The 22,958-nt window shown below is 70.0% G+C and carries 24 protein-coding genes; 9 read left to right on the top strand and 15 right to left on the bottom strand.

Going from position 1 to position 22,958, the window contains the following annotated elements; genetic code table 11:
* Nucleotides 1-12: 12 nt before the first annotated feature.
* The 4 genes from KXD96_RS06455 to KXD96_RS06440 all read right to left on the bottom strand — a co-directional run bounded on the left by KXD96_RS06455 (nt 13) and on the right by KXD96_RS06440 (nt 4,713).
* Nucleotides 13-846, bottom strand: coding sequence for a DUF559 domain-containing protein (locus tag KXD96_RS06455; protein ID WP_260743691.1), 834 nt, complete (start codon nt 844-846; stop codon nt 13-15).
* A 152-nt stretch (nt 847-998) separates the two neighbouring features.
* Nucleotides 999-2,624 carry a chaperonin GroEL gene (groL, locus tag KXD96_RS06450; protein ID WP_260743690.1) on the bottom strand — a complete coding sequence of 542 codons (1,626 nt, stop codon included), beginning with the start codon at nt 2,622-2,624 and terminating at the stop codon, nt 999-1,001.
* A 204-nt stretch (nt 2,625-2,828) separates the two neighbouring features.
* Nucleotides 2,829-3,395 carry a TetR/AcrR family transcriptional regulator gene (locus tag KXD96_RS06445; RefSeq protein WP_260743689.1) on the bottom strand — a complete coding sequence of 189 codons (567 nt, stop codon included), beginning with the start codon at nt 3,393-3,395 and terminating at the stop codon, nt 2,829-2,831.
* A 112-nt stretch (nt 3,396-3,507) separates the two neighbouring features.
* On the bottom strand, nt 3,508-4,713 hold the full coding sequence (locus tag KXD96_RS06440) for an IS110 family transposase (protein WP_396876743.1): 1,206 nt from the start codon (nt 4,711-4,713) through the stop codon (nt 3,508-3,510).
* Nucleotides 4,714-4,948: 235 nt separating this feature from the next.
* Here KXD96_RS06440 and KXD96_RS06435 point away from each other — a divergent pair, with 235 nt between their 5' ends.
* Nucleotides 4,949-5,860 (top strand): SDR family NAD(P)-dependent oxidoreductase, encoded by a 912-nt coding sequence (locus KXD96_RS06435; RefSeq protein ID WP_260745246.1) that lies wholly within the window; start codon nt 4,949-4,951, stop codon nt 5,858-5,860.
* Here KXD96_RS06435 and KXD96_RS06430 read toward each other — a convergent pair.
* Entirely contained in the window at nt 5,832-6,593 is a 762-nt protein-coding gene (locus tag KXD96_RS06430) for a M24 family metallopeptidase (RefSeq protein WP_260743688.1), read from the bottom strand. The genes KXD96_RS06435 and KXD96_RS06430 overlap by 29 nt on opposite strands.
* Between KXD96_RS06430 and KXD96_RS06425 the strand changes: the two genes are divergently transcribed.
* Complete coding sequence (locus KXD96_RS06425) at nt 6,592-7,086, top strand: cupin domain-containing protein (RefSeq protein ID WP_260743687.1); 495 nt, start codon at nt 6,592-6,594, stop codon at nt 7,084-7,086. The two genes, KXD96_RS06430 and KXD96_RS06425, sit on opposite strands and share 2 nt — an antisense overlap.
* Before the next feature lie 169 nt (nt 7,087-7,255).
* Here KXD96_RS06425 and KXD96_RS06420 read toward each other — a convergent pair whose 3' ends face one another.
* Both KXD96_RS06420 and KXD96_RS06415 read right to left on the bottom strand, forming a co-directional pair.
* Nucleotides 7,256-8,698 carry an NAD(P)/FAD-dependent oxidoreductase gene (locus KXD96_RS06420; protein ID WP_260743686.1) on the bottom strand — a complete coding sequence of 481 codons (1,443 nt, stop codon included), beginning with the start codon at nt 8,696-8,698 and terminating at the stop codon, nt 7,256-7,258.
* Complete coding sequence (locus KXD96_RS06415; protein ID WP_260743685.1) at nt 8,689-9,168, bottom strand: VOC family protein; 480 nt, start codon at nt 9,166-9,168, stop codon at nt 8,689-8,691. Before KXD96_RS06415 ends, KXD96_RS06420 begins: the two co-directional genes overlap by 10 nt.
* Nucleotides 9,169-9,227: 59 nt before the next feature.
* Here KXD96_RS06415 and KXD96_RS06410 point away from each other — a divergent pair, with 59 nt between their 5' ends.
* From KXD96_RS06410 to KXD96_RS06390, 5 genes are all read left to right on the top strand, one after another.
* On the top strand, nt 9,228-10,178 hold the full coding sequence (locus tag KXD96_RS06410) for an SDR family NAD(P)-dependent oxidoreductase (protein WP_260743684.1): 951 nt from the start codon (nt 9,228-9,230) through the stop codon (nt 10,176-10,178).
* Between the two features lie 18 nt (nt 10,179-10,196).
* A complete protein-coding gene (gene glp / locus KXD96_RS06405; RefSeq protein WP_260743682.1) occupies nt 10,197-11,402 on the top strand; it encodes a gephyrin-like molybdotransferase Glp in 1,206 nt (401 codons plus the stop codon).
* Between the two features lie 80 nt (nt 11,403-11,482).
* Nucleotides 11,483-12,205 (top strand): phosphatidylserine decarboxylase, encoded by a 723-nt coding sequence (locus KXD96_RS06400; protein WP_260743681.1) that lies wholly within the window; start codon nt 11,483-11,485, stop codon nt 12,203-12,205.
* Complete coding sequence (gene pssA, locus KXD96_RS06395) at nt 12,202-13,065, top strand: CDP-diacylglycerol--serine O-phosphatidyltransferase (RefSeq protein WP_260743679.1); 864 nt, start codon at nt 12,202-12,204, stop codon at nt 13,063-13,065. Before KXD96_RS06400 ends, pssA begins: the two co-directional genes overlap by 4 nt.
* Nucleotides 13,062-15,242 carry an AAA family ATPase gene (locus KXD96_RS06390; protein WP_260743677.1) on the top strand — a complete coding sequence of 727 codons (2,181 nt, stop codon included), beginning with the start codon at nt 13,062-13,064 and terminating at the stop codon, nt 15,240-15,242. The genes pssA and KXD96_RS06390 overlap by 4 nt, the downstream gene beginning before the upstream one ends.
* Here the strand turns inward: KXD96_RS06390 and KXD96_RS06385 are convergent.
* A complete protein-coding gene (locus KXD96_RS06385) occupies nt 15,216-15,812 on the bottom strand; it encodes a TetR/AcrR family transcriptional regulator (RefSeq protein WP_260743676.1) in 597 nt (198 codons plus the stop codon). The genes KXD96_RS06390 and KXD96_RS06385 overlap by 27 nt on opposite strands.
* A 21-nt stretch (nt 15,813-15,833) precedes the next feature.
* Between KXD96_RS06385 and KXD96_RS06380 the strand changes: the two genes are divergently transcribed.
* Both KXD96_RS06380 and KXD96_RS06375 read left to right on the top strand, forming a co-directional pair.
* Nucleotides 15,834-16,619 (top strand): DUF2867 domain-containing protein, encoded by a 786-nt coding sequence (locus KXD96_RS06380; RefSeq protein ID WP_260743673.1) that lies wholly within the window; start codon nt 15,834-15,836, stop codon nt 16,617-16,619.
* Nucleotides 16,616-17,515: an SDR family NAD(P)-dependent oxidoreductase gene (locus KXD96_RS06375; RefSeq protein ID WP_260743672.1), complete on the top strand. Its 900-nt coding sequence runs from the start codon at nt 16,616-16,618 to the stop codon at nt 17,513-17,515. Before KXD96_RS06380 ends, KXD96_RS06375 begins: the two co-directional genes overlap by 4 nt.
* 103 nt (nt 17,516-17,618) lie before the next feature.
* Here the strand turns inward: KXD96_RS06375 and KXD96_RS06370 are convergent, their stop codons facing one another.
* The 7 genes from KXD96_RS06370 to KXD96_RS06340 are packed head-to-tail and all read right to left on the bottom strand — an operon-like array spanning nt 17,619 to nt 22,786.
* Nucleotides 17,619-18,431, bottom strand: a complete 813-nt coding sequence (locus tag KXD96_RS06370) for an enoyl-CoA hydratase/isomerase family protein (RefSeq protein WP_260743671.1) — start codon at nt 18,429-18,431, stop codon at nt 17,619-17,621.
* On the bottom strand, nt 18,428-19,450 hold the full coding sequence (locus KXD96_RS06365; protein ID WP_260743670.1) for a TIGR03617 family F420-dependent LLM class oxidoreductase: 1,023 nt from the start codon (nt 19,448-19,450) through the stop codon (nt 18,428-18,430). Before KXD96_RS06365 ends, KXD96_RS06370 begins: the two co-directional genes overlap by 4 nt.
* A 21-nt stretch (nt 19,451-19,471) precedes the next feature.
* Nucleotides 19,472-20,119, bottom strand: a complete 648-nt coding sequence (locus tag KXD96_RS06360; RefSeq protein ID WP_260743667.1) for an LON peptidase substrate-binding domain-containing protein — start codon at nt 20,117-20,119, stop codon at nt 19,472-19,474.
* Nucleotides 20,119-21,249, bottom strand: coding sequence for a glutamate--cysteine ligase (locus tag KXD96_RS06355; protein WP_260743666.1), 1,131 nt, complete (start codon nt 21,247-21,249; stop codon nt 20,119-20,121). Before KXD96_RS06355 ends, KXD96_RS06360 begins: the two co-directional genes overlap by 1 nt.
* Nucleotides 21,239-21,958: a superoxide dismutase[Cu-Zn] gene (sodC, locus tag KXD96_RS06350; RefSeq protein ID WP_260743665.1), complete on the bottom strand. Its 720-nt coding sequence runs from the start codon at nt 21,956-21,958 to the stop codon at nt 21,239-21,241. The genes KXD96_RS06355 and sodC overlap by 11 nt, the downstream gene beginning before the upstream one ends.
* 24 nt (nt 21,959-21,982) lie before the next feature.
* Nucleotides 21,983-22,459: a LytR C-terminal domain-containing protein gene (locus KXD96_RS06345; RefSeq protein WP_260743664.1), complete on the bottom strand. Its 477-nt coding sequence runs from the start codon at nt 22,457-22,459 to the stop codon at nt 21,983-21,985.
* A gap of 18 nt (nt 22,460-22,477) precedes the next feature.
* Nucleotides 22,478-22,786, bottom strand: a complete 309-nt coding sequence (locus KXD96_RS06340) for a DUF3263 domain-containing protein (protein WP_046185798.1) — start codon at nt 22,784-22,786, stop codon at nt 22,478-22,480.
* Nucleotides 22,787-22,958 lie beyond the last annotated feature (172 nt).

Below are 22,958 nucleotides of genomic sequence, written 5' to 3'. Positions count from 1 at the left end.
AGTGGCCGAAATTCATACGCAGGCGCCACGCTCGAGGAGCTTCGCCTTGACGCGTTGAACGATCACCTCGGGCCTCGACAGCATCTCGGCGCTCACCCTGATCACCGCCCAGCCGGCCGCCTCCAGCAAGGCGATGCGCTCGATATCCCACGACCGCTGATAGCGGTCCTCCCAGTGCTGGATGCCGTCGTACTCGACGGCCACCTTGTACTCCCGCCACCCCATGTCGACTCGGATGCGAAGATTCGGAAACTCGATCTGCGTCTGCGGTTTTGGCAGACCAGCGCCTACCAGCAGGAGCCGCACTCGCGTCTCCTGCGGCGACTCCGCACCACCGTCGGCCAGCTCAAGCGAAGCCCGTAACCGCCGAATCCCGCGGGCCCCCGGATAGCGACCGGCCAGGGCCTTGACGTCCGCCGGCTTGATGCCCGTCGCGTGAAGCAACGCGTCAAGGATCGGCGTCACCTTGGCGGTCGGGTGCCCGCGGCCGAGGTCGAAAGCCGTTCGGGCCGGCGTGGTCGCACGCATGCCGGCGACCGTGCACACCTCGTCGTCGGCCAGGCGATAGCTGCGGACGACGATCCCCCGCTGCCCGTGTCGATGGGTGCGCACGATCTCCGCGGGTGCGGCCGCGTCGAGCCATTTCGTGCCGAGGACCGCGGCCGCGGACAATCCGGCCAGAGTCGAACCCGTCGACAGCCACGCCGCGCGGGCTTTGACCGCCGCGGTGAGCTCGGTGTCCCCGGTGATGTACACGTCGCGGAACACCGCTCGATATCGCGTCCGCAATTGACTGCGGGTGACGGCGCCACTACTGAGCGCGTGACTGCCACGAAACGGATCCATCGCCTCATGCTGAGCGGCCGATCGCGTTTGCGTGTGCGCCGAGAGTGAGGTCTGTGCACAAAATCCTAGGTGTGGACGTGCATATCCCCCACGCTCGACGCAGAACGAAAAAGCCCGGCCCCCAAGGGGACCGGGCTTCTTCGGTTGACTTTCTAGAAGTCCATACCGCCCATGCCGCCGGTCGGGTCGCCCGCGGGAGCGGCCGCCTTCTCCGGCTTGTCGGCGACGACGGCCTCGGTCGTCAGGAACAGCCCGGCAATGGACGCCGCGTTCTGCAGCGCCGAGCGGGTGACCTTGACCGGGTCGGCAACGCCGGCCTTGAGCAGGTCCTCGTACTCACCGGTGGCGGCGTTCAGGCCGGTGCCGGCGGGCGAGTTGCGGACCTTCTCGGCGACAACGCCGGGCTCCAGCCCGGAGTTGAAGGCGATCTGCTTCAGCGGAGCCTCGAGCGCAACGCGCACGATGTTGGCGCCGGTCGCCTCGTCGCCGGTGAGCTTCAGCTCGTCCAGCGCCGGGGTCGCGTGCAGCAGGGCCACGCCACCACCGGCGACGATGCCCTCCTCGACGGCGGCCTTGGCGTTGCGCACCGCGTCCTCGATGCGGTGCTTGCGCTCCTTGAGCTCCACCTCGGTGGCGGCCCCGGCCTTGATCACCGCAACACCGCCGGCCAGCTTGGCCAGGCGCTCCTGCAGCTTCTCGCGGTCGTAGTCGGAGTCGCTGTTCTCGATCTCCTGGCGGATCTGGGCCACGCGCCCGGCGATGGCGTCGGTGTCACCGGCGCCCTCGACGATGGTGGTCTCGTCCTTGGTGACGACGACCTTGCGGGCCTTGCCGAGCAGGGCGATGTCGGCGCTCTCCAGCGACAGGCCGACCTCTTCGCTGATCACCTGACCACCGGTGAGGATCGCCATGTCCTGCAGCATCGCCTTGCGGCGGTCGCCGAAGCCGGGGGCCTTGACGGCCACCGACTTGAACGTGCCGCGGATCTTGTTGACGACCAGGGTGCTCAACGCCTCGCCCTCGACGTCCTCGGCGATGATCAGCAGCGGCTTGCCGGCCTGGATGACCTTCTCCAGCAGCGGCAGCAGGTCCTTGACCGTCGACACCTTGGAACTGACCAGCAGGATGTAGGGGTCCTCGAGGACCGCTTCCTGACGCTCGGCGTCGGTGACGAAGTAACCCGAGATGTAGCCCTTGTCGAACCGCATGCCCTCGGTGAGCTCGAGCTGCAGGCCGAAGGTGTTGGACTCCTCGACGGTGATGACGCCCTCGTTGCCGACCTTGTCCATCGCCTCGGCGATCAGGTCGCCGATCGACTGGTCGCCCGCGGAGATCGCGGCGGTGGCGGCGATCTGCTCCTTGGTCTCGACCTCCTTGGCGGACTTCAGCAGGGTCTCGGTGACCTTCTCGACCGCCTTCTCGATGCCGCGCTTCAGGCCGAGCGGGTTGGCACCCGCCGCGACGTTGCGCAGGCCCTCGCGGACCAGCGCCTGAGCCAGCACCGTGGCCGTCGTCGTGCCGTCACCGGCGACGTCGTCGGTCTTCTTGGCGACTTCCTTGACCAGCTCGGCGCCGATCTTCTCGTACGGGTCCTCCAGCTCGATCTCCTTGGCGATGGACACACCATCGTTGGTGATCGTGGGGGCACCCCACTTCTTCTCCAGGACGACGTTGCGGCCCTTGGGACCCAACGTCACCTTTACCGCGTCGGCGAGGGCATTGAGCCCGCGCTCGAGGCCGCGACGGGCCTCTTCGTCGTACGCAATTGTCTTGGCCATTGCGAAGTGATTCCTCCGGATCGGGAATGACACCGGGTGACCACGTGTGGCCACCCCATTACTTACGCTGGCCGGGTGCAGTGCCCGCGACGGACGACCCCAGGTGTCTGCTGGTCTCACCGTCCCGACCTAGCACTCACCGGTCGCGAGTGCCAACGTCATTCTTAGCACTCGCCTATGCCGAGTGCAAGAACAGTTCGCCCCTTAACGCTGTACGCGTAAACCATCGATGACGACGTCGGTCGCCCGCTCGGCGAGCGCCGAGTCGTAGGCCTGCATCGCCTGGCAACCGACCAGGATCGCCTTCAGATCCCGCATCTCGATGTCGCGCCGGGCGGTGCCCGCTTCCTGCGCGGCACGCAGCAGCTCGCCGAGCATGGCCTTGAAGGCGTCGTCGGCCTCGGGAGCCGCGCACGCGATGTCGATGCCGATTCCCGACAGGGCGTCGACCAGCCCGCGGTCCGCCGCCCCCCACTGCAGCACCATCGAGCGCAGAAAGGCGAACAGCGCCTCGCCGGCCCCCTCGGTTTCCAGCAGCGTGTGGCCGTCGTCCACGAGCCGCTGCATCCGGTTCTCGATGACCGCGGCGAACAATGCCTCCTTGGTCGGGAAGTGCCGGTAGACGGTGCCGGCGCCGACCCCGGCGCGGCGTGCGACCTCGTCGATGGGCACGGACAGGCCTTCGGTCGCGAAGGTCTGGTAGGCGACGTCCAGCACGCGGGCACGGTTGCGCGCTGCGTCGGCGCGCAACGACCGTGCGGGTTGGGCCACTGTTCACCACCTCGAGGTTGACAAAGCGGGGCGTGCGTTCCGTATAGTTTCAATCAACCGGAGCGCTGGCCCCGTTTAGTCTAAACGTTCGAGGAGATTCTCAATGACGTTGTCAAGCCGCCGCAGTAGTGGTTGCGGGTTGGTAGACGGCGTGGTCGCGCAGCATGGCCCACAGGACGTTGAGTCGGCGACGGGCCAGGGCCAAGACGGCTTGGGTGTGGCGTTTCCCTTCGGCGCGTTTGCGGTCGTAGTAGGTGCGCGAGGCGGGATCGGTGCGGATGCTGACCAGAGCGGACAGGTAGCAGGCGCGCAGCAGGCGCCGGTCGTAGCGGCGGGGGCGTTTGAGGTTGCCGCTGATGCGGCCCGAATCTCGCGGTACTGGGGCCAGACCCGAGACGCCGGCGAGGCGGTCGACGGAGGGGAAGGCGCTCATGTCGCCGCCGGTGGCGGCGAGGAACTCGGCGCCGAGGATGACGCCGAAGCCGGGCATGCTCAGGATGATTTCGGCGTGGCGGTGGCGGCGAAATCGGTCCTCGATCATCGCGTCGGTGTCGCCGATTTCGGTGTCGAGGGCCATCACCTCCTTAGCCAAGCGGGCGACCACGCCCGCGGCAAGCTGTTGTCCGGGCACGATGGTGTGTTGGGCGTTGGCTGCCTCGATGGCGGCGGTTGCGACCGCATCGGCGTTGCGGGCCTTGCGTTTATGCAAAAAGGCTGCCACCCGGGCGGCACCGGCCCGGCGCAGCCCGTCGGGGGTTTGATAGCCGGTGAGCAGGATCAGCGCGGCCTTGCTTTTGCTGTAGTCAAAGCCACGTTCCAGGGCCGGGAAGTATTCCAGCAGCTGGGCGCGCAGCCGATTGATCGCGCGGGTGCGATCGGCCACCAGATCGGCGCGCCGACTGGTCAGGATGCGCAGTTCGACGGCGATGTCGTCGCCGGGGCGCAACGGTTGCAGGTCGCGGCGCATCCGGGCCTGATCGGCAATCACCGCAGCGTCTTTGGCGTCGGTCTTGCCGTCGCCGCGGTAGCCACCCGAGGCGTGGTGAACAGTGCGGCCGGGAATGTAGAGCAGCCGCTGCTGGGCAGCGATCAGCAGCGTGATCAGCAATGCAGCGCCGCCGGCGTTGAGGTCAATCGCCCAAGTGACTTCTCCGCCATCAGCCAGCGCCGCGACCATGTCGATCAACTCCAGCAGCGCGGCCTCGTCATTAGCGACGCGCCGCGACAGCAACGACTTGCCCTCAGCGTCGATGACCACGCCGTAATGGTCCGCTTTCCCGGCGTCCACACCAGCCCACACAGGTTGTGCCACAACCACCTCCGTTCCCGTCTCGGTTTCTATCAACCCAGCAGACGACCACGCCAGCGTGTCCTTACACAGCGATCACATCGCATCTCTCAATTAGCGGTCGAGTCGTCGCGGGACCCCGGGCGGCCAATCTCCTTCGGCCATCGAAGACAGCAAAACCATGAAAGCCATACCCGACGTCCCCGGGCAGTTGAAAGCCTACGGCCGAGCGCAACAACCACCCTCCAAGAAAGGTAAGGAAACCATGGGCAAATGGACCGCAGGCGACATTCCCGACCAGACCGGTCGCGTCGCCGTCGTCACCGGGGCCAACACCGGCCTCGGCTACGAGACCGCCGCCGCGCTGGCCGACCACGGCGCCCGCGTGGTGCTGGCGGTGCGCAACCTGGACAAGGGCAAGGACGCCGCCGCTCGGATCACCGCCAGGGGCCCGCACGCCGATGTGGCGCTGCAAGAGCTCGACCTGACGTCGCTGGAGTCCATCCGCGCCGGCGCCGAACAGCTCAAGTCCGACTACGACCGCATCGACCTGCTGATCAACAACGCGGGCGTGATGTGGACACCGAAGTCGACCACCAAGGACGGCTTCGAGCTGCAGTTCGGCACCAACCACCTCGGCCACTTCGCCCTCACCGGCCTGCTGCTGGACCACATGCTGCCGGTCGCCGGATCCCGGGTCGTGACGGTCAGCAGCACCGGCCACCGCCTCTTCGCCGACATTCACTTCGACGACCTGCAGTGGGAGCGCCGCTACAGCCGGGTGGGCGCCTACGGGCAGTCCAAGCTCGCCAACCTGTTGTTCACCTACGAATTGCAGCGCCGCCTCGCCCCGCGCGGGACGACGATCGCCGTGGCCGCCCACCCGGGTGGCTCGCGGACCGAGCTGGCCCGCAACGTGCCCCCGCTGCTCGCCGCCCTGCCCACCCTGTTGGACCCGCTCTTCCAGGACGCCGCCGGCGGCGCGCTGCCGACGCTGCGCGCCGCCACCGACCCCGGCGTGCTCGGCGGCCAGTACTACGGTCCCGGCGGATTCGCCGAGCTGCGCGGTAACCCGAAGCTGGTGGCGTCCAACGAGAAATCCCACGACGCGGAACGGCAGCGGCGGCTGTGGGAGGTTTCGGTGAAGCTCACCGGGGTGGTGTACCCCCTGAGCTGACCGGCAGGTCGAGCAGCTGCTCGTAGAAGCCGCCGAAGGCGCGGCCCCGATCGGCCAGATGGATCTCCAGGATCCAGTGGCAGGCGCGGCCGGTCGGGTCCGTGCGCCGCATCGGCTTGTCCGACCCGGGCGTGATGTACCACTCGGCGCCGGGCCCGGCGATCTTCTTGTGCGGGAACTCCCCGACCAGGTGACCGGCGATGGAACTGGCGAAGTCGAACCCCTCGGCGTGCGCCACCCCGACGACGAAGTCGAACAGCTCGGCCCCGGTGACGTCGGGACGCTCGTCGAAATACTCGCGCCCGGCCTCCCACACCCGGGGCAGCGCGTCGCGCAGGGCGAGCTTGAAGGGGTCGTCGCTGAGCACGAAGGTGCGGCCGAAGTCCGCCTCCCACTCCGCGAAGATCGGTCCGAAATCGAGGAAGACGATGTCGCCGTCGGCCACCACCCGATCCGGTGGGCGCTCGCTGAACGGTTGCAGCGTGTTCTCGCCCGCCCGCACGATCCGCCGGTGCCAGTGGCGGCTCACCCCGAACATCCGCGCGGCGAGGTGGTTGATCTCGTCGGACAGCTGCCGCTCGGAGACGCCTGGGCGAATCATGGCGCGCCGCTCGACCTCGTCGAACAGCCGCGCCGCCTTCGCCTGGGCGTCCAGCAGCCGTTCCGCCCGAACCTCTTCCTCCGCCCTGGGCCTCGCCACCCTGGCGATGTTATCGCCGCACACTGGAGGCATGTCCCTCGTCGTGCCGCCCTATCCGCCGCCCCGATACACCAAGGACGAGCCGGAGGTCAGCGCCTGGCTCAAGCGGGCCGGCTCACCGCCCGACTACGAAACCGGGGGCGTCAAGTACCACTACCTGGCCAACCAGCGGGCCACCGACGGCGACTACGGGCTGTACCGGGTCGACATACCCGCCGCCGGGGGTGGGCCCGGACCGCACTTCCACCGGGCGATGTCCGAGGCGTTCTTCGTGCTGTCCGGGACGATGAAGCTCTACGACGGCACCCAGTGGGCCGACGGGCACCAGGGCGACTTTCTCTATGTCCCGCCGGGCGGCGTCCACGGCTTCCGCAACGAGGCCGACGAACCGGCCTCGATTTTGATGCTGTTCGCGCCGGGCGCCCCCCGGGAGGCCTACTTCGAGGGCTTCGCGGCGCTGGCCGACATGACCGACGACGAACGCCGGGAGTGGTTCGTCCGCCACGACAACCATTGGGTGCAGTAGGGTTCGGCCGTGAGGTCGAAGCGCGCCGCGGCGTGGTTGCGGATGAAAGTCGAGACGGCGTTCAGCGCCCCGATCAGGACCGCGGAGCGGGTCAAGCGGCCGAGGCGCCCCGGCTTGAGCCGCGGGCTGCCCGGTCGTGCCGCAGCCTCGAGGGGACGCCCCCGGTTAACTACCGGTCGAAACGGTAGTCGGCGTCGGCCAGCTCGCGCGTCCGCTCGAAGAAGGTCCGCCCGCTGTAAGGCAATTGCGTGACCACCTTGCCGCTGGGGTGCCGGAAGTAGTTGTCGCACGCGAGCCATACCTTGCCCGCCATGGCCGCCTGTATCTCGTCGTTGTAGCGGCGCTGCGCGTCGGGCGTGACCTCCACCGTGCGCGCGCCGCGTGCGTCCATCGCGTCGAGGATGTGGCGGACGAACGTCGTCTGCGCCTCGTGGATGTAGATGATCGAGTTGACGCCGTTCGTGTTGGGGCCGTACAGCGTGAAGAAATTCGGGTAGCCGGCCACCAGCGTGCCGAGGTACGCCTCGGCCCCGCCGCTCCAGTCGTCGGCGAGGCGCCGGCCCCCGCTTCCGTACACGTCGATGCTGGCCAAATAGTCGGCGGCCTTGAACCCGGTGCCGTAGATGACGGTGTCGACGCGGTGCTCGACCCCGTCGACGGTGCGCACTCCCCGTTCGGTCAGCTCGGCGATTGCGGCCGTCTCCAGCGAGACGTTGGGCAGCGCGAACGTGGGATACCAGTCACGCGACATCAGCGGCCGCTTGCAGCCGGCGGGGTAGTCCGGCGTCAGCTTGGCCCGCAGCTCGGCGTCGGCGACCTTGCGCGCGAGGTAACTGCGGGCCAGCTCGGTAGCCTCCCGCGTCTGGGCGTCGTCGACGTCGAAGCTGGCCGACTCATAGGCGTCGAAGGCCTCGTCGCGCAGCTTTTGCATCGTGGCCGGGTCGCGTTCGAACTGCTCGTGCTGCTCGGGCGTGAAGGGGAAGTCGAATCGGGGTGCGATCCAGATCGGGGTTCGCTGAAACACGGTCAGCTGCGCGGTTTCTCGCGCGATCGCGGGCACGTACTGGATCGCGCTGGCGCCCGTGCCGATGGACGCCACCCGCTCCCCGGCCGTCGACTTGCTGTGATCCCAACGCGCCGAATGGAATTGGCGGCCCCGGAACCGCCGCGCCCCGGGGATGTCCGGGATGTGCGGCACGTCGAGCATCCCGACGGCACTGACCACCACGTCGAACTCGTGCTCTTGGCCGTCGTCGGCGGTCAGCGTCCAGCGGCGCCGGGTGTCCGACCAGCGCACGGCGGCCACCGCGCTGTTCGCCCGCAGGCGCGGGCCCAAACCGTAACCTTCGGCCACCCGCTCCAGGTAGGCCAGAATCTCGGGCTGGTTGGCGTAGGTCTTGCTCCACCGCGGGTTGGGGGCAAAGGAATACGAGTACAGGTGCGACGGGACGTCACATGCCGCGCCCGGAAAGGTGTTGTGGCGCCAGGTCCCGCCGAATCCGTCGGTACGGTCGAAGATGGTGAATTCGTAGCCGCCCCCGGCGAGCTGGATGCCCATGGCGATGCCGCCGGCGCCCGCGCCGATGATCCCGACGGTCGGCTTCACGCCCATTGGGCGAAGTACGGTCGCTGCGGCCGGCTCTTCTCCACCAGGATGAACACCACCCCCCAGGGGTCGACGAACCACGTGGTGCGGACCCGCGCGACCTCCGCGATACCGCTGACCAGAAATCGCACGCCCTTGCTTTCCAGCTCCGCGCGAGTGGCGTCGATGTCCTCACAGATCAGCCCGACGTGCGACAGCCCCGGGTCCGTGAGCGCGGCCCGGCTGCGCTGATCGGTGCCCCCGACGCCGAGGTATTCGATCACCTCGAGCACCCGGTCGCCGTCGCCTTCGAATCCCACGATGGCGGCCTTCATGCTGGGGTCCGGGACGAGCTCGCCCATGTCGTCGCGAATGGCATTACCGGTCATGACGTACGGCGGCGAGAGCACACGCAGGCCCAACACGTCTCGGTAGAACGCCACGGCCGCATCGCAATCCGGAACGCACACCCCGGTGTGGGCCATTCCGGTAATCACGTTCTCGACTCTACGTCGGACGGGCGGCGCCCCGACAGGATGAGTATGTTTTTCCGGTAATGGCATCCCACGACCCGGACACCCGTAAATGGTCGGCGGCCGACGTGCCGGATCAGAGCGGCCGCATCGCCGTCGTCACCGGCGCCAACACCGGCATCGGGTTTCACACGGCCGCCGTCCTGGCCTACCGCGGCGCCCACGTGGTGCTCGCGGTGCGCGACCTGGAAAAGGGCAACGCCGCGCTGTCGCGCATCGTGGCCGCCGGGGGCCAAGGGGCCCGGAAGGTAGACGTCACCCTGCAGCGGCTGGACCTGAGCTCGCTGGACTCGGTGCGCTCGGCCGCCGCGGCGCTGCGCGCGGCCTACCCGCGCATCGACTTGCTGATCAACAACGCGGGCGTCATGTTCACGCCCAAGCAGGTCACCAAAGACGGCTTCGAATTGCAGTTCGGCACAAACCATCTCGGCCATTTCGCGTTGACCGGGCTCCTGCTGGACCGGCTCCTTGGCGTGCGCGGCTCGCGGGTGGTGACCGTCAGCAGCCTCGGCCACCGGCTGCGCGCCGACATCCACTTCGACGACCTGCAGTGGCAACGCCGCTACGACCGGTTCGCCGCCTACGGCCAGTCCAAGCTGGCCAACCTGCTGTTCACCTACGAGCTGCAGCGCCGGCTGGCCGCCCGGTCGGACGCGAATACCGTCGCGCTGGCCGCGCACCCCGGCGGCTCCAACACCGAGCTGACCCGCAACCTGCCGCGAAGCTTTCAGCCGCTGCGGGCCGTCCTCGGGCCGGTGCTGTTCCAGAGCCCGGCGATGGGGGCGTTGCCGACGCTGCGGGCCGCCACCGATCCGGACGCCCGGGGCGGGCAGTACTACGGCCCGGACGGCTTCCTCGAGCAGCGTGGCCACCCCAAGATCGTCCAGTCCAGCGCGCAATCCCACGACGAGGAGCTGGCGCGGCGGCTCTGGTCGGTGTCCGAAGAACTCACCGGGGTCGGCTTCGGGATCTGACGGGCCGATAATGGCCGGGTGCGGTCGGTACAAGAACATCAGCGAGTCGTGGCCGAACTGATCCGTGCCCGCCCGGCGGGCACCGCGGCGCTGGCCGAGGCGCAGGGGCTGGCGTTGGCCGAAGACGTCGTCGCGCGGCTGGCGCTGCCCGTCTTCGACAACTCCGCGATGGACGGGTACGCGGTGCGCGCGGAGGACACCTCCGGCGCCACACCCGAGCACCCGGTGGTGCTGAAGGTCGCCGAGGACATTCCCGCCGGGCGCACCGACGAGTTGACGCTGCAACCGAACACCGCGCACCGCATCATGACCGGCGCGCCGCTGCCCGCCGGGGCGACGGCCGTCGTGCCGGTCGAAGACACCGACGGCGGCGTGGACGTCGTGTCGATCCGCGCGCGCCGCGAGGCCGGCGCGCACATCCGGCGCGCGGGTGAGGACGTCGCCGCGGGCACCACCGTGCTGCGGCGCGGCCAGGTTGTGACACCGGCCGTGCTCGGGCTGGCCGCGGCGCTGGGCATGGCCGAGCTGCCCGTGATTCCGCGCCAGCGGGTGCTGGTGATCTCGACCGGGTCGGAGCTGGTGCCGCCGGGCGGACCGCTGCGGCCGGGACAGATCTACGAGTCCAACTCGGTGATGCTGGCGGGGGCGGTGCGCGACGCCGGCGCCGACGTGGTCGGGGTGGCGACCGCCGAAGACGACGTCGCACAGTTCAGTTCGCTGATCGACCGGTTCGCCGGCGAGGCGGATTTGATCATCACCAGCGGCGGCGTCAGCGCCGGCGCCTACGAAGTGGTCAAGGACGCCTTCGGCCGCGAAGGCGACCAGGGTGTCGAGTTCGTCAAGGTAGCGATGCAGCCGGGCATGCCGCAGGGCATCGGCCGGGTGGCCGGCGCGACGATCGTCACCCTGCCCGGCAACCCGGTCAGCGCCCTGGTGTCCTTCGAGGTGTTCATCCGGCCCGCGCTGCGCAACGCCATGGGCCTGCCCGACCCGGAGCGCCCGCACCGGACCGCCGTGCTCACCGAGTCGTTGACCTCGCCGCGCGGCAAGCGGCAATTCCGCCGCGCGGTGCTGGACCGCGACGCCGGCACGGTCACCAGTTACGGCCCGCCGGCCTCGCACCACCTGCGGTGGCTGGCGTCGGCGAACGCGCTGCTGGACATCCCCGAGGACGTCGTGGAGGTGTCGGCCGGGACCGAGCTGCAGGTCTGGGACTTGACTTAGGCCGCGGGGTGGCCACCTGCCGTGGGCGTTCCCGCTGGCGGGCCCGGACCAACCAGCCGCGCCTTTCGTAAGATGGCCGCGTGGCACGACGCCCCCGCCCCATCGGCCCCACGGCCGAGGATCCAACGTTCAGCCCGCAGCACGCGTTGGAGTTGGTGCGCTCGACCATTCCGCCGGTACACCCGGCCGGTCGGCCGTTCATCGCCGCCGGCCTGGCGGTGGCGCTGGCCGGCCGCAGGCACCGGTGGATACGACGGGCCGGCCTGCTGGCGGCGGGCGCCTGCGCGGGATTCTTCCGCCACCCACCCCGGGTGCCGCCCACCCGGCCGGGCGCGATCGTCGCCCCCGCCGACGGGGTGGTGTGCGTAATCGATTGCGCCGCACCGCCCGCCGAGCTCGGCATGGGCGACGCGCCGCTGCCGCGGGTCAGCATCTTCCTCTCGCTGCTGGACGCCCACGTGCAGCGCGCACCGGTGAGCGGCGAGGTGATCGCCGTACAGCACCGGCCCGGCCGGTTCGGCTCGGCCGACCTGGCCGCGGCCAGCACCGAGAACGAGCGCACCAGCCTGCGGATCCGGACGCCCACCGGCGCGGACGTGGTGGCGGTGCAGGTCGCCGGGCTGCTCGCGCGGCGCATCATCTGCGACGCGCGCGTCGGGGACAAGCTCTCGATCGGTGACACCTACGGGCTGATCCGGTTCGGCTCCCGGCTGGACACCTACCTGCCGGCCGGCGCCGAACCGCTGGTCGCAGTGGGCCACCGCGCAATCGCCGGCGAAACCGTGCTGGCCGAGCTGCCATGATCAGCAAGCCGCGCGGCAGGCCGTCGGTCAACCTGCAGATCCTGCCGAGCGCGATGACCGTGCTGTCCATCTGCGCCGGCCTGACCTCGATCCGGTTCGCCCTCGAGCACCAGCCCAAGGCCGCGATGGCGTTGATCGCGGCGGCCGCCATTCTGGACGGGCTGGACGGCCGGGTGGCCCGCATCCTGGATGCCCAGTCGCGCATGGGCGAGGAGATCGACTCGCTGGCCGACGCGGTGAACTTCGGGGTGACACCGGCGATCGTGCTCTACGTGACGATGCTGACGAAGTCGCCGGCCGGCTGGGTGGCCATCCTGCTCTACGCCGTGTGCGTGGTGCTGCGGCTGGCGCGGTACAACGCGCTGCAGGACGACGGCAGCCAGCCCACCTATACGCACGAGTTCTTCGTCGGCATGCCGGCGCCTGCGGGCGCGGTGTCGATGATCGGTCTGATCGGCCTCAAACTGCAGTTCGGTGAGGGCTGGTGGACCTCCACGACGTTCCTGTGCATCTGGATCACGGGGACGTCGATCCTGATGATCAGCAAGATCCCGATGCGCAAGATGCACGCCGCGGCGGTGCCCCCCAGCTGGGCCGCACCGCTGCTGGCGCTGCTGGCGATCTGCGCGGCCGCGGCGGTGCTGGCGCCCTACGTCCTGATTTGGGTCATCATCATCGCCTACCTCTGCCACGTCCCGTTCGCGGTCCGCAACCACCGCTGGCTGGCCGCGCATCCCGAGGCGTGGTCCGACGAACCCAGGCAGCGCCGCGCCGCGCGGCGCGCGATCCGCCGGGCGCAGCCGCACCGCCGGTCGATGGCGCGGCTGGGGCTGCGCAAGCCGGGCGGGCGCCTGCCATGAGCCGGCCGGGCAACGATGCGGCCCGTCAGCTCACGCTCACCGCGCGGTTGAACACCTCGGCCGTCGACTCGCGCCGCGGTGTCGTCCGACTCCACCCGAGTGCGGTTGCGGCACTTGGCATTCGGGAGTGGGACGCCGTGGCGCTGACGGGCTCGCGGACCACGGCGGCGGTCGCCGGCCTGGCCGGGCCGGACACCCCGGTCGGCACCGCGCTGCTCGACGACGTGACGCTGTCCAACGCCGGGCTGCGCGAGGACACCGCGGTGATCGTCAGCGCGGTCACCGTCTACGGCGCCCGGTCGGTGACGCTGTCCGGCTCGTCGCTGGCCAGCCAGTCGATTTCGCCGGTCACCCTGCGACAGGCGCTGCTGGGCAAGGTGCTGACCGTCGGCGACGCCGTGTCGCTGCTGCCCCGCGATCTGGGCCCGGGCACCTCAACGTCGGCCGCCACCCGTGCGCTGGCCGCCTCGGTCGGCATCAGCTGGACGTCGGAGCTGCTGACCGTCACCGGCGTCGACCCGCAAGGGCCGGTCAGCGTGCAGCCCAACACGCTGGTCTCCTGGGGGGTGGGTGTCCCGACCGGCGGCGCCCCGCCGTCGACCGAATTGGTCGACGTCGCAAGCCCGGAGACGATCCTCGAGGAGCTCAAGGGCTCGCAGCCGCAAGCCGCCAAACTTACCGAATGGCTCAAGCTGGCGCTCGACGAGCCGCATCTGCTCAAGACCCTGGGCGCCGGCGCCAACCTGGGCGTGCTGGTGTCCGGCCCGGCCGGGGTGGGCAAGGTGACGCTGGTGCGCGCGGTGTGCGACGGCCGCAGGCTGGTCAAGCTGGACGGCCCGGAGGTGGGGGCGCTGGCGGCGGAAGACCGGCTCAAGACCGTGAGCTCGGCGGTGCGGGCCGTCCGCGACGGCGGCGGGGTGCTGCTGATCACCGACGTCGACGCCCTGCTGCCGGCCACCCCCGAGCCGGTGGCCGCCCTGATCCTGGGCGAGCTGCGCACCGCGGTGGCCACGCAGGGGGTCGCGCTGATCGCCACCTCCGCGCGCCCCGACCAGCTCGATGCCCGGCTGCGGGCGCCGGACCTGTGCGACCGGGAGTTGACCCTGCCGCTGCCCGACGCCGGCACCCGCAAGGCGCTGCTGGAGTCGCTGCTGAAATCGGTGCCCGCGGGCACCCTCGACCTCAATGAGATCGCTTTGCGCACACCGGGTTTCGTGGTCGCCGATCTGGCGGCGCTGCTGCGGGAGGCGGCGCTGCGGGCGGCGTCACGTGCAAGCACCGACGGCCGGCCACCAGAGCTGAACCAGGAGGACCTCGTCGGCGCGCTGACCGTCATCCGGCCGCTGTCCCGTTCGGCCAGCGAGGAAGTGACCGTCGGCGACGTCACCCTCAACGACGTCGGCGACATGGCCGAGGCCAGGCAGGCGCTGACCGAGGCCGTGCTGTGGCCGCTGCAGCACCCCGACACCTTCGCCCGGCTGGGCGTCGACCCGCCCCGCGGGGTGCTGCTGTACGGGCCGCCCGGCTGCGGCAAGACCTTCGTCGTGCGCGCGCTGGCCAGCACCGGCCAGCTGTCCGTGCATTCGGTCAAGGGCTCCGAGCTGATGGACAAGTGGGTGGGCAGCTCGGAAAAGGCGGTGCGCGAACTGTTTCGGCGGGCCCGCGACTCGGCCCCCTCGCTGGTATTCCTCGACGAGATCGACGCGCTGGCGCCCCGGCGCGGGCAGAGCTTCGACTCGGGCGTGACCGACCGGGTGGTGGCCGCGCTGCTGACCGAACTCGACGGTGTCAACCCGCTGCGCGACGTCGTCGTGCTGGGCGCCACCAACCGGCCGGACCTGATCGACCCGGCGCTGCTGCGCCCGGGCCGGCTGGAGCGGCGGGTGTTCATCGAACCGCCCGACGCCGCCGCCCGCCGCGAAATCCTGCACACCGCCGGCAAATCCGTGCCGCTGAGCGATGACGTCGACCTCGACGAGGTCGCCGCCGGCCTCGACGGCTACAGCGCCGCCGACTGCGTGGCACTGCTGCGGGAGGCGGCGCTGACCGCGATGCGGCGCTCCATCGACGCCACCGACGTGACGGGCGCGGACATCGCGGCGGCGCGCGAAATCGTGCGCCCCTCACTGGATCCCGTGCAGGTGGAGGCGCTACGCGCGTTCGCCAAAGCTCCGTAGCACGGCCAGCGCCGACGCCGCGACGTCGTCTTCCAGCCAGCGCGGCATCGGGTCGTCGTGGGCGTGGCGGCGGACCACGGCGTAGGGCAGGTCCGCGACCGCTCGCGCGACGGCGTCCACGGAGCGGGGCCTGGCGTTCCCGTACAGTTGCCGGGCCAGCACCGCGATCCGCTGCGTCAGCGGGGCATTCATCGCGGCCAGCGTCTCCCGGAACGCCGCGTCGGGTTCGTCGTCGAGCAGGTCGCCGGGCCGGATCGTCAACAACAGCCGGGCGTCGTCGGGCAGCTCGCGCGCGAAGCTGACGGCGGCCACCGCCATGGCGACGGCGGTGTCCCACGGCGTGTCGCCGTCCGCGGCCAGGGCGCCCGCCTGGAAGCGTTCCAGCGCGCGCAGCCACGCCGCCGTCAGGATCCCGTCCCGGTTGCCGAACCGGTGATAGAGGGTGCCCGGGGGCGCGCCACTGGTTTTGGCGATCGCCGCCACGCTGGCCGCGCGCGGTCCGCCGTCGAGCACCAGCGCCCGGGCTGCGTCGAGGATCACATCGGTTTGGTGCTTCCGCGGAGGGGCCATGATCTAGTACATTCCTTCTATATGGAACGATTACACTATATTGATGAGCATGCCATAACCGTCGACGCGGGGCGCGCGGACACGTGGTCGGCGCTGTTGCGGGTGATGTGCCGGGACCCGGGCGACCCGTCGACCGTGCCGACCGGCTTCGTGCTCGACGAGGCGCGACCGCCGGAGCGGTTCGCGCTGAAGGGCCGCCACCCGTTCGCGGCGTACCGGTGGGTGTTCGAGTTGGAAGCCGAGCCGATGGGCCGCACCCGGGTGCGCGCGGCGACGTGGGCGGCCTTCCCCGGCGTGCACGGCAAGATCTACCGGGCGCTGGTCATCGGCACGGGTGGGCACCGCGTCGTCGTCCGGCGGACACTGAACCGGATAGCGCGTGCGGCCAGGCAGGCCGATTACACGGACGTCTTCGAAGTCCCGCTCCCGCAGGGCGACTCACGCAGCGCCGAGGAGATGTTCCGCGACGCGGTGGGCCGCGAAGCCGACGGGGGCGCCGTGTTGTGGGTCCACCGCCACGTGCTGAGGTTTTCCCTCGGGCCGAATTCGTCGCCGGATCACATCATCGGGTGGACGATCGTGCGGTCGGATCACGACGAACTCGTGCTGGGCGCGCGCGGGCCGCTCATGCGCGGCGAGCTGACGCTGCGGCGCCGCGACGACCGGCGCGCCAGCCTTACCACCCGGGTGCATTACCGCCGCGGATTGACCGCCCGAACGGTGTGGGCCCTCGTCGGCCCGGTGCACCGGGTCGTGGCACCGCGGCTGATGGCGCGCGCCGCGGTGTGGCAGCCTATAGCGGCATGACCGGGACTCAGACCGCGCTGGACGTCGTCGACGGAATCGACCTGTCCGGCAAGGTCTGTGTGATCACGGGCGCGTCCTCCGGGCTGGGGCGCGAGGCGTCGCGGGCGCTGGCCGCCGCGGGCGCGCGCGTCGTCCTGGCCGCCCGCGACCCGGCGGCGCTGGCGGAGGCGGCCCGGTGGATCGCGACGGAAGTGCCGGGCGCGCACACGTCGACGGTCGAGCTCGACCTCACCTCGCTGGCGAGCGTGCGGGCGGCGGCCGGCGCGATCCGCGCCATCGCCCCGGCCATCGACGTGCTGATGAACAACGCCGGAGTCATGTTCACGCCGTTCGGCAGGACGCACGACGGCTTCGAAATACAAATCGGCACCAATCATTTCGGGCACTTCGAACTCACCCGGCTCCTCGTCCCGCAACTGGCCGCCGCCCGCGGCGCGCGGATCGTCCACCTGTCGTCCGGGGGCCACGTCATGGGTGACGTCGACTTCGACGATCCCAACTGGGAACGTCGCGAATACGACAAGTTCGTCGCCTACGGCGCGTCGAAGACGGCGAACATCCTGCACGCCGTCGAAGCCGACCGGCGCCTGCGCGACAACGGAATCCGCGCTTACGCGGTCCACCCCGGCACCGTCGCCACCTCGCTCGCGCGGCACATGTCCCGCGAGGACTTCTCGCGGCTGCGCGAGCTGGCCGCCGGGCCCCTCGACGTGACCACGCCCGATCGCGGCGCGGCCACCCAGGTGTGGGCGGCGGTCAGCCCGGAGCTGGCCGGCCGGGGTGGGCTGTATCTCGAGGACTGCCATATCAGCGACAGGGCGGCGCCCTACGCCCGCGACGCGGCGCGCGCGGCGGCGTGGTGGAAGCTCTCCGAAACGTGCTGCGACAGAACGTGACTTCCAGCGTGCGCTCACGCATTCGCGGCTGAGCGTGGGGCGGTGTTTTCGGCGGATTTCCGCCCTGGACGCACACTCGAGTGCGCCAGCGCACGCTCGATGCTCACGGCTCGGGCAGCGCGGTCCAGTCGCGGGAGAGCCGCGAGGTAAAGGACGGCGGCCGGCGCTCGAGGAACGACGCGACCCCTTCGCGCGCGTCGGCGGTGCCCATCACGCGTTGGTGCAGGCGTGTTTCCAGCTCGGCGACCTGGCGCGGGGTGTAGCAGTTGATCGCGGTGTCCCACAGCAGCCGCTTGCTCAGCGCCGCCGACATCGGCGCCACGTTGACCGCGATGTCTCGGGCCAGCCGGATCGCGTGCTCGAGCACCTGGCCGGCGGGCAGCGACCGGTTCGCGATGCCGAGCGCCACCGCCTCGGCCCCACCGAAGGTCCGCCCGGTGAGCAGTATGTCCGCGGCCACCCCCAACGTGGTCAGCTGCGCCAGCGTCCAGTGCGACATGCAGTCGGGTAGCACGCCCCGGCGGACCTGCACCACACCGTATTTGGCGTCGTCGGCGACGATCCGCAGGTCCGCCTGCAAGGCGATGGTCAGCCCGATGCCGATCGCGTGGCCGTTGACGGCGGCGATCACCGGCTTGCGCAGCTCGAAGGCGGCCGGGCTGATCGGTGACGCCGAGAACTGTTCGCCCGGGGCGTCGAAAGGGCTGGTGTCGCCGGAGAAGTCCGCCCCGGCGCAGAAGGCGCGCCCGGCCCCGGTCAGCACGATGGCCCGGACGTCGTCGTCGCCGTCGCAGTCGGAGTAGGCCCCGCTCAGCAGCGCGCCCATCTCGGCGGTGTAGGCGTTGAGTTGTTCGGGCCGATTGAGCGTGAGCACCGCCACGCCCCCGTCGACCTCGACCGTGACGTCGGGGCTCATCGCAGGGCCGGGGTGCGATGCAGGGCGCCGATCAGGTCGGCGATGTCGGCGGGGCGCGGCGTGTAGCCCGGGAAATAACAGCACACCTCGGCGGCGTGCTCGGAGAACCGGGCGGCGATCTGCCGCGCGCATTCCTCGGGGGTGCCGACGATCCCGATCCGGGCCACCACCTCGTCGCCGATCAGCCGGCGCATGTCAGCGAACCGGCCCTGCTTGGACAGCGCGTTGAGTTCGGGCTGGACGTCGGCCCAGCCCTCGGTCTCGAGCACGGGCAGATAGGCGGGCGTCGAGCCGTAGAACGAAATCAGCGCCGCCACACCGTCGATCGCGGCGGTCAGGTCGGCCTCGTCGCGGCCGACCGCGACCATGGCCTGGGCGATGATCGCGAAGTCGCCGGAGGTTCGCCCGGCGCGCCGCAGCCCGTCGGCGACCGCGGGGACGGTGCGTTCGGCGAAGTGGCGGTCGCTGTTGAACGGCATCACCAGCAGTCCGTCGGCGACCTCGGCGGCGGTGCGCGTCATCACTGGGCCCAGCGCCCCCAGCAGCACCGGGGGCGGCCCGAACGGGTTGGGCCCGGGGTTGAAGTTGGGCGCCATGATCGTGTGGGTGAAGAATTCGCCGCGAAAGTCCAGGCGGCTGCGGCCTTCCCATGCGGCGAAGATCGCCTTGATCGCCGCGATGGTTTCGGCCATCCGGGCTGCGGGCCGTTCCCACTTACTGCCATAACGCTTTTCGATGTGGGCCTTCACCTGCGAACCCAGGCCGAGGCGGAACCGGCCACCGCTGTAGAGCTGCAGGTCGTAGGCGGCGTGCGCCAGATGCAGCGGGCTGCGCGGCGGGGCGATCGCCACGTTGGTCATCAGTTCCAGCCGGGTCGTGCCGGCTGCGAGGATCAGCGGGAAGAACACGTCGTGCTGACCCTCGAAGGTGAACAGACCGTCGGCGCCCGTCGCGGCGATGTCGGCGGCGCTGGCCACCGCGTTCACCGGCGAGCCGTCGACCTGTAGCTGTACCTTCATGTAATCCCCTGTCGGACAGTACTATTCGGAGAGCTGGAACTGGACCACTTCGGTGACCGCCGCCACGGCCTCGCGGAGCGCGGCCAGGCGCTCGGCGGCCGTAGGCGCCGACAGCACCGTGTACCGGTCGGCCGTGCCGATGGGGATGCGAGACGCCAACGCGTACAGACGTTGTCCGGGATCGCCGGCGGTGTCGTCGCCGCCCAGGAGTGCCGCGCGGTCGGGTAGCGCCACGCCACGCGCGTCGGCGATCCGCTCGAACAGGGCCATCGCCCGGTCCTCGACCTCGCGCAGTTGGGCGGCCGTGACCGGGTCCCCCGGCTCGTCCGGCCACGGGGCCACGATCGCCCGCGGGTAGGGATCGTCGGGCAACCACCGCGACACCCGGATCCGTTCCCCGGTCCGGCAGTGCATAAAGTACCGGCCGCCACCGTGATCGGCGCATTCGGTGATCCGAGACAACGTGCCGACATCACAACGCGAGTCACCGCCGCCGACCTCGCGTCCCCGCGAGATCAGCACCACCCCGAACGGATCGCCGGTGTCCAGACAATGCCGGACCAGCGCGCCGTAGCGTGGCTCGAAGATGCGCAGCGGCAGCTCCTGGTCGGGCAGCAGCGCCGACTCCAGCGGAAACATCGGCAGCTCACGGGATTCGACGTCTTCCATCAGATCTCCAGCTCGTCCACCAGCGCGTCCACGACGGCCCGCAGATCGCCGTCGTGCTCCTCGGCCACCCGGCGCTGCCGCTGATAGGAGGCGCCCCGCCGGGGAATGTCGGCCACGGCGGCCAGCTCGTCGAGGCAGTCCAACGATTTGGCGACGGGCTCGAGCCGGTTGAGCACGTCGTCGAGATCCTCGGTGACCAGCCGCTCGTTGCTGTCGGCGTCCTGGATGATGATCGCGTCCAGCCCGTAACGGGCGGCGCGCCACTTGTTCTCCTGGTTGTGCCACGGCGGCATGGTGGGCAGCGTCTCGTCGGCTTCCAGCCTGCGGTCCAGGTCGACCACCAGGCAGTGCGTCAAGGCCACCAGCGCGCCCAGCTCGCGCAGGTTGGACACACCGTCGCAGACCCGCACCTCGAGGGTGCCCAGGTGCGGCGAAGGCCTGATGTCCCAACGGACTTCGTTGACATGGTCGATGATGCCGGTCTTCTTCTGGTCGTAGACGAACCCTTCGAACTCGGCCCAGGTCTGGAACTGGAACGGCAGGCCGGCGGTGGGCAACTGCTGGAACATCATCGCGCGGTTGCTGGCGTACCCGGTGTCCACGCCGGTCCACCACGGCGAGGATGCCGACAGCGCCAACAGGTGCGGGTAGTACTTCAACAACGACGTCATGATCGGCATCACCTTGTGCGCCGAGGAGATCCCGACGTGCACGTGCACGCCCCAGATCAGCATCTGCCGTCCCCACCACTGCGTGCGCTTGATCAGCTCGGCGTACCGGGGCGCGTCGGTGAGCTTCTGGGTGGACCACTGCGCGAACGGGTGTGCGCCGGCGCTGAAAAGCTCCATGCCCCGGTCCCGGACGATCCGGTGCGCGGGGCCCAGGGTTTCCCGCAGGTCCGCCATCGCCTCTCCGGTGGACCTGCAGACGCCGCTGACGACTTCGACCGTGTTGCGCAGCAACTCCTTGTGCACGCGCGGGTTCTCCCCGATCTCGGCGATCACCGCGGTGGCTTCGTTGCTCAGGTCACGGGTCTGCGCGTCGACGAGCGCGAACTCCCACTCCACGCCCAGGGTCGGCCGCGGCGAACGGGCGAAATCGATACGCGCTTGGGCCCTGTTAGCCGGCACCGATCACACCGCACGCGACCCGCTTGCCGGCGTCACCGGTGCTCATCGTCAGCTGGTCGGGACCCGGGGTTCCGTTGCGCTGCGTGTAGCGCTCCGGCGGGATGTTGGCGAAGTTGTCGGCCCCGGCGTGAATGATGATCGCGGTCTTCTCGCCGGTGAGCAGGTCCTCCATGGCGAACGCGTCCGTGGTGGTCACCAGCGTCCCGGACCCGTCCTTGCGCACCTGCAGCGAGGTCAGGTCACCGCTGGCGGGTTCGGCCGCGTGCCCGGGCGTCTGGAAGTGCCCCCCGGCCGACAGGAAGTCGCCCGGCGCGCCGCCGGTCGGCGCCACCGAGTTGGGTTCGCACTTGCCCACCTTGTGGATGTGCACCCCGTGGAAGCCGGGCGACAGCACCCCGTTGGAGGTCGTCTCGATGCTGATGGTGGCGTAGCCGTTGTTGAACTGGAACGTGGCGGTCGCGACCTGGGTACCGTCGGGTGCCTTCAGGTGGGTGACGATGCTCGGCCCCGACGGCGCGGCGACCGGGCCGCCCTCCGGGGTCCCGGTTCCCGAGGGTGCCGGCGATCCGGTCCAGACGGCCGGTGTGGTGCCCGGCGATGTCGAGGCGTGCTGCGGCGGCGAGCACGCGCCCAGCAGCGCGACGGAAGTTGCTGCGGAGAGCGCGGAAACGGTGACGGCGGCAGTGCGGTAACCAGCGAGCTGAGGCATAGCGGAAGCCTAGCCGCTGACGGGTCAACCCGTAACGAGGACGATGACCCCGGGCGGTTCGCCGACCAGCGCCGGGATGCGCGGTTCGACGGGCGCGCCCAGGTTTTTGCCCACCGCGTCGGCGGTCGCGTGCTCGTCGTCGGCGTCGGTGTAATACACGGTGGTGGTCGACACGTCCGGCACGGTCATGTTGTCGACCTTGGTGACGTTGAAACCGGCGGCCGTGAGCTGATCCCTGGTGCGGGAGGCGACGCCCTCTTTGGTCGAGATGTTGTACACCTGCACCTCGGCCCGATTCCCCACGGGTTTAGTGGTCGTCGGGGTGGCCGACGGGCTGGTCGAGGTCGACGTGGACACCGGCGACGCCGAGTCGTCCTCGGAGTTGTGGGACGACCCCAGCGCCTGCCAGCCGAGCAGCAGGAAAATGACCCCCAGGAACAACAGCACCATCACCATCGCCCGCAGGGGCAGCCCCGTGGAGTCGGGGACTCGCTCTTTCATCGAGCCCACTGTAGCGAGTCAGGTCACCTCGAAGCCGAGGCGCCGCGCGGCCCGCGCCTTCTGGCGGCTGGCACGCAGCCGCCGCAACCGCTTCACCAGCATCGGGTCGGCGGCCAGCGCCTCCGGCCGGTCGACGAGCGCGTTGAGCACCTGGTAGTAGCGCGTCGCCGACATCGAGAACAGCTCTTTGATTGCTTCTTCTTTTACGCCCGCGAATTTCCACCACTGACGTTCGAAGGCGAGGATGTCGTGTTCGCGGCGGGTGAGCCCATCTGCGATCTCAGAATCGTCCCCCGATCGATTTGCCCGCGCCATGGCGCTGTCCATATAGCTTCCCCTGGACCCTTCCGGCGAATTCTCGGCTGCTCTAATGACTTGACTTACCTGAGGGCGTGTTTCGGCGAATATTGAACCACGGCCCAAACCCTCAAGCCGTGATCCAGACCCGCGAGTCGGCCGATTGGCTCAGATTGCCCGTAACGGCCGTGCGGTAGCTTAG

The organism is Mycobacterium sp. SMC-2, assembly GCF_025263485.1.
In the GTDB taxonomy this organism is placed as follows: domain Bacteria; phylum Actinomycetota; class Actinomycetes; order Mycobacteriales; family Mycobacteriaceae; genus Mycobacterium.
The sequence above is the reverse complement of the archived record's forward strand: the minus strand, read 5'-3'. Positions and strand labels throughout refer to the sequence as shown.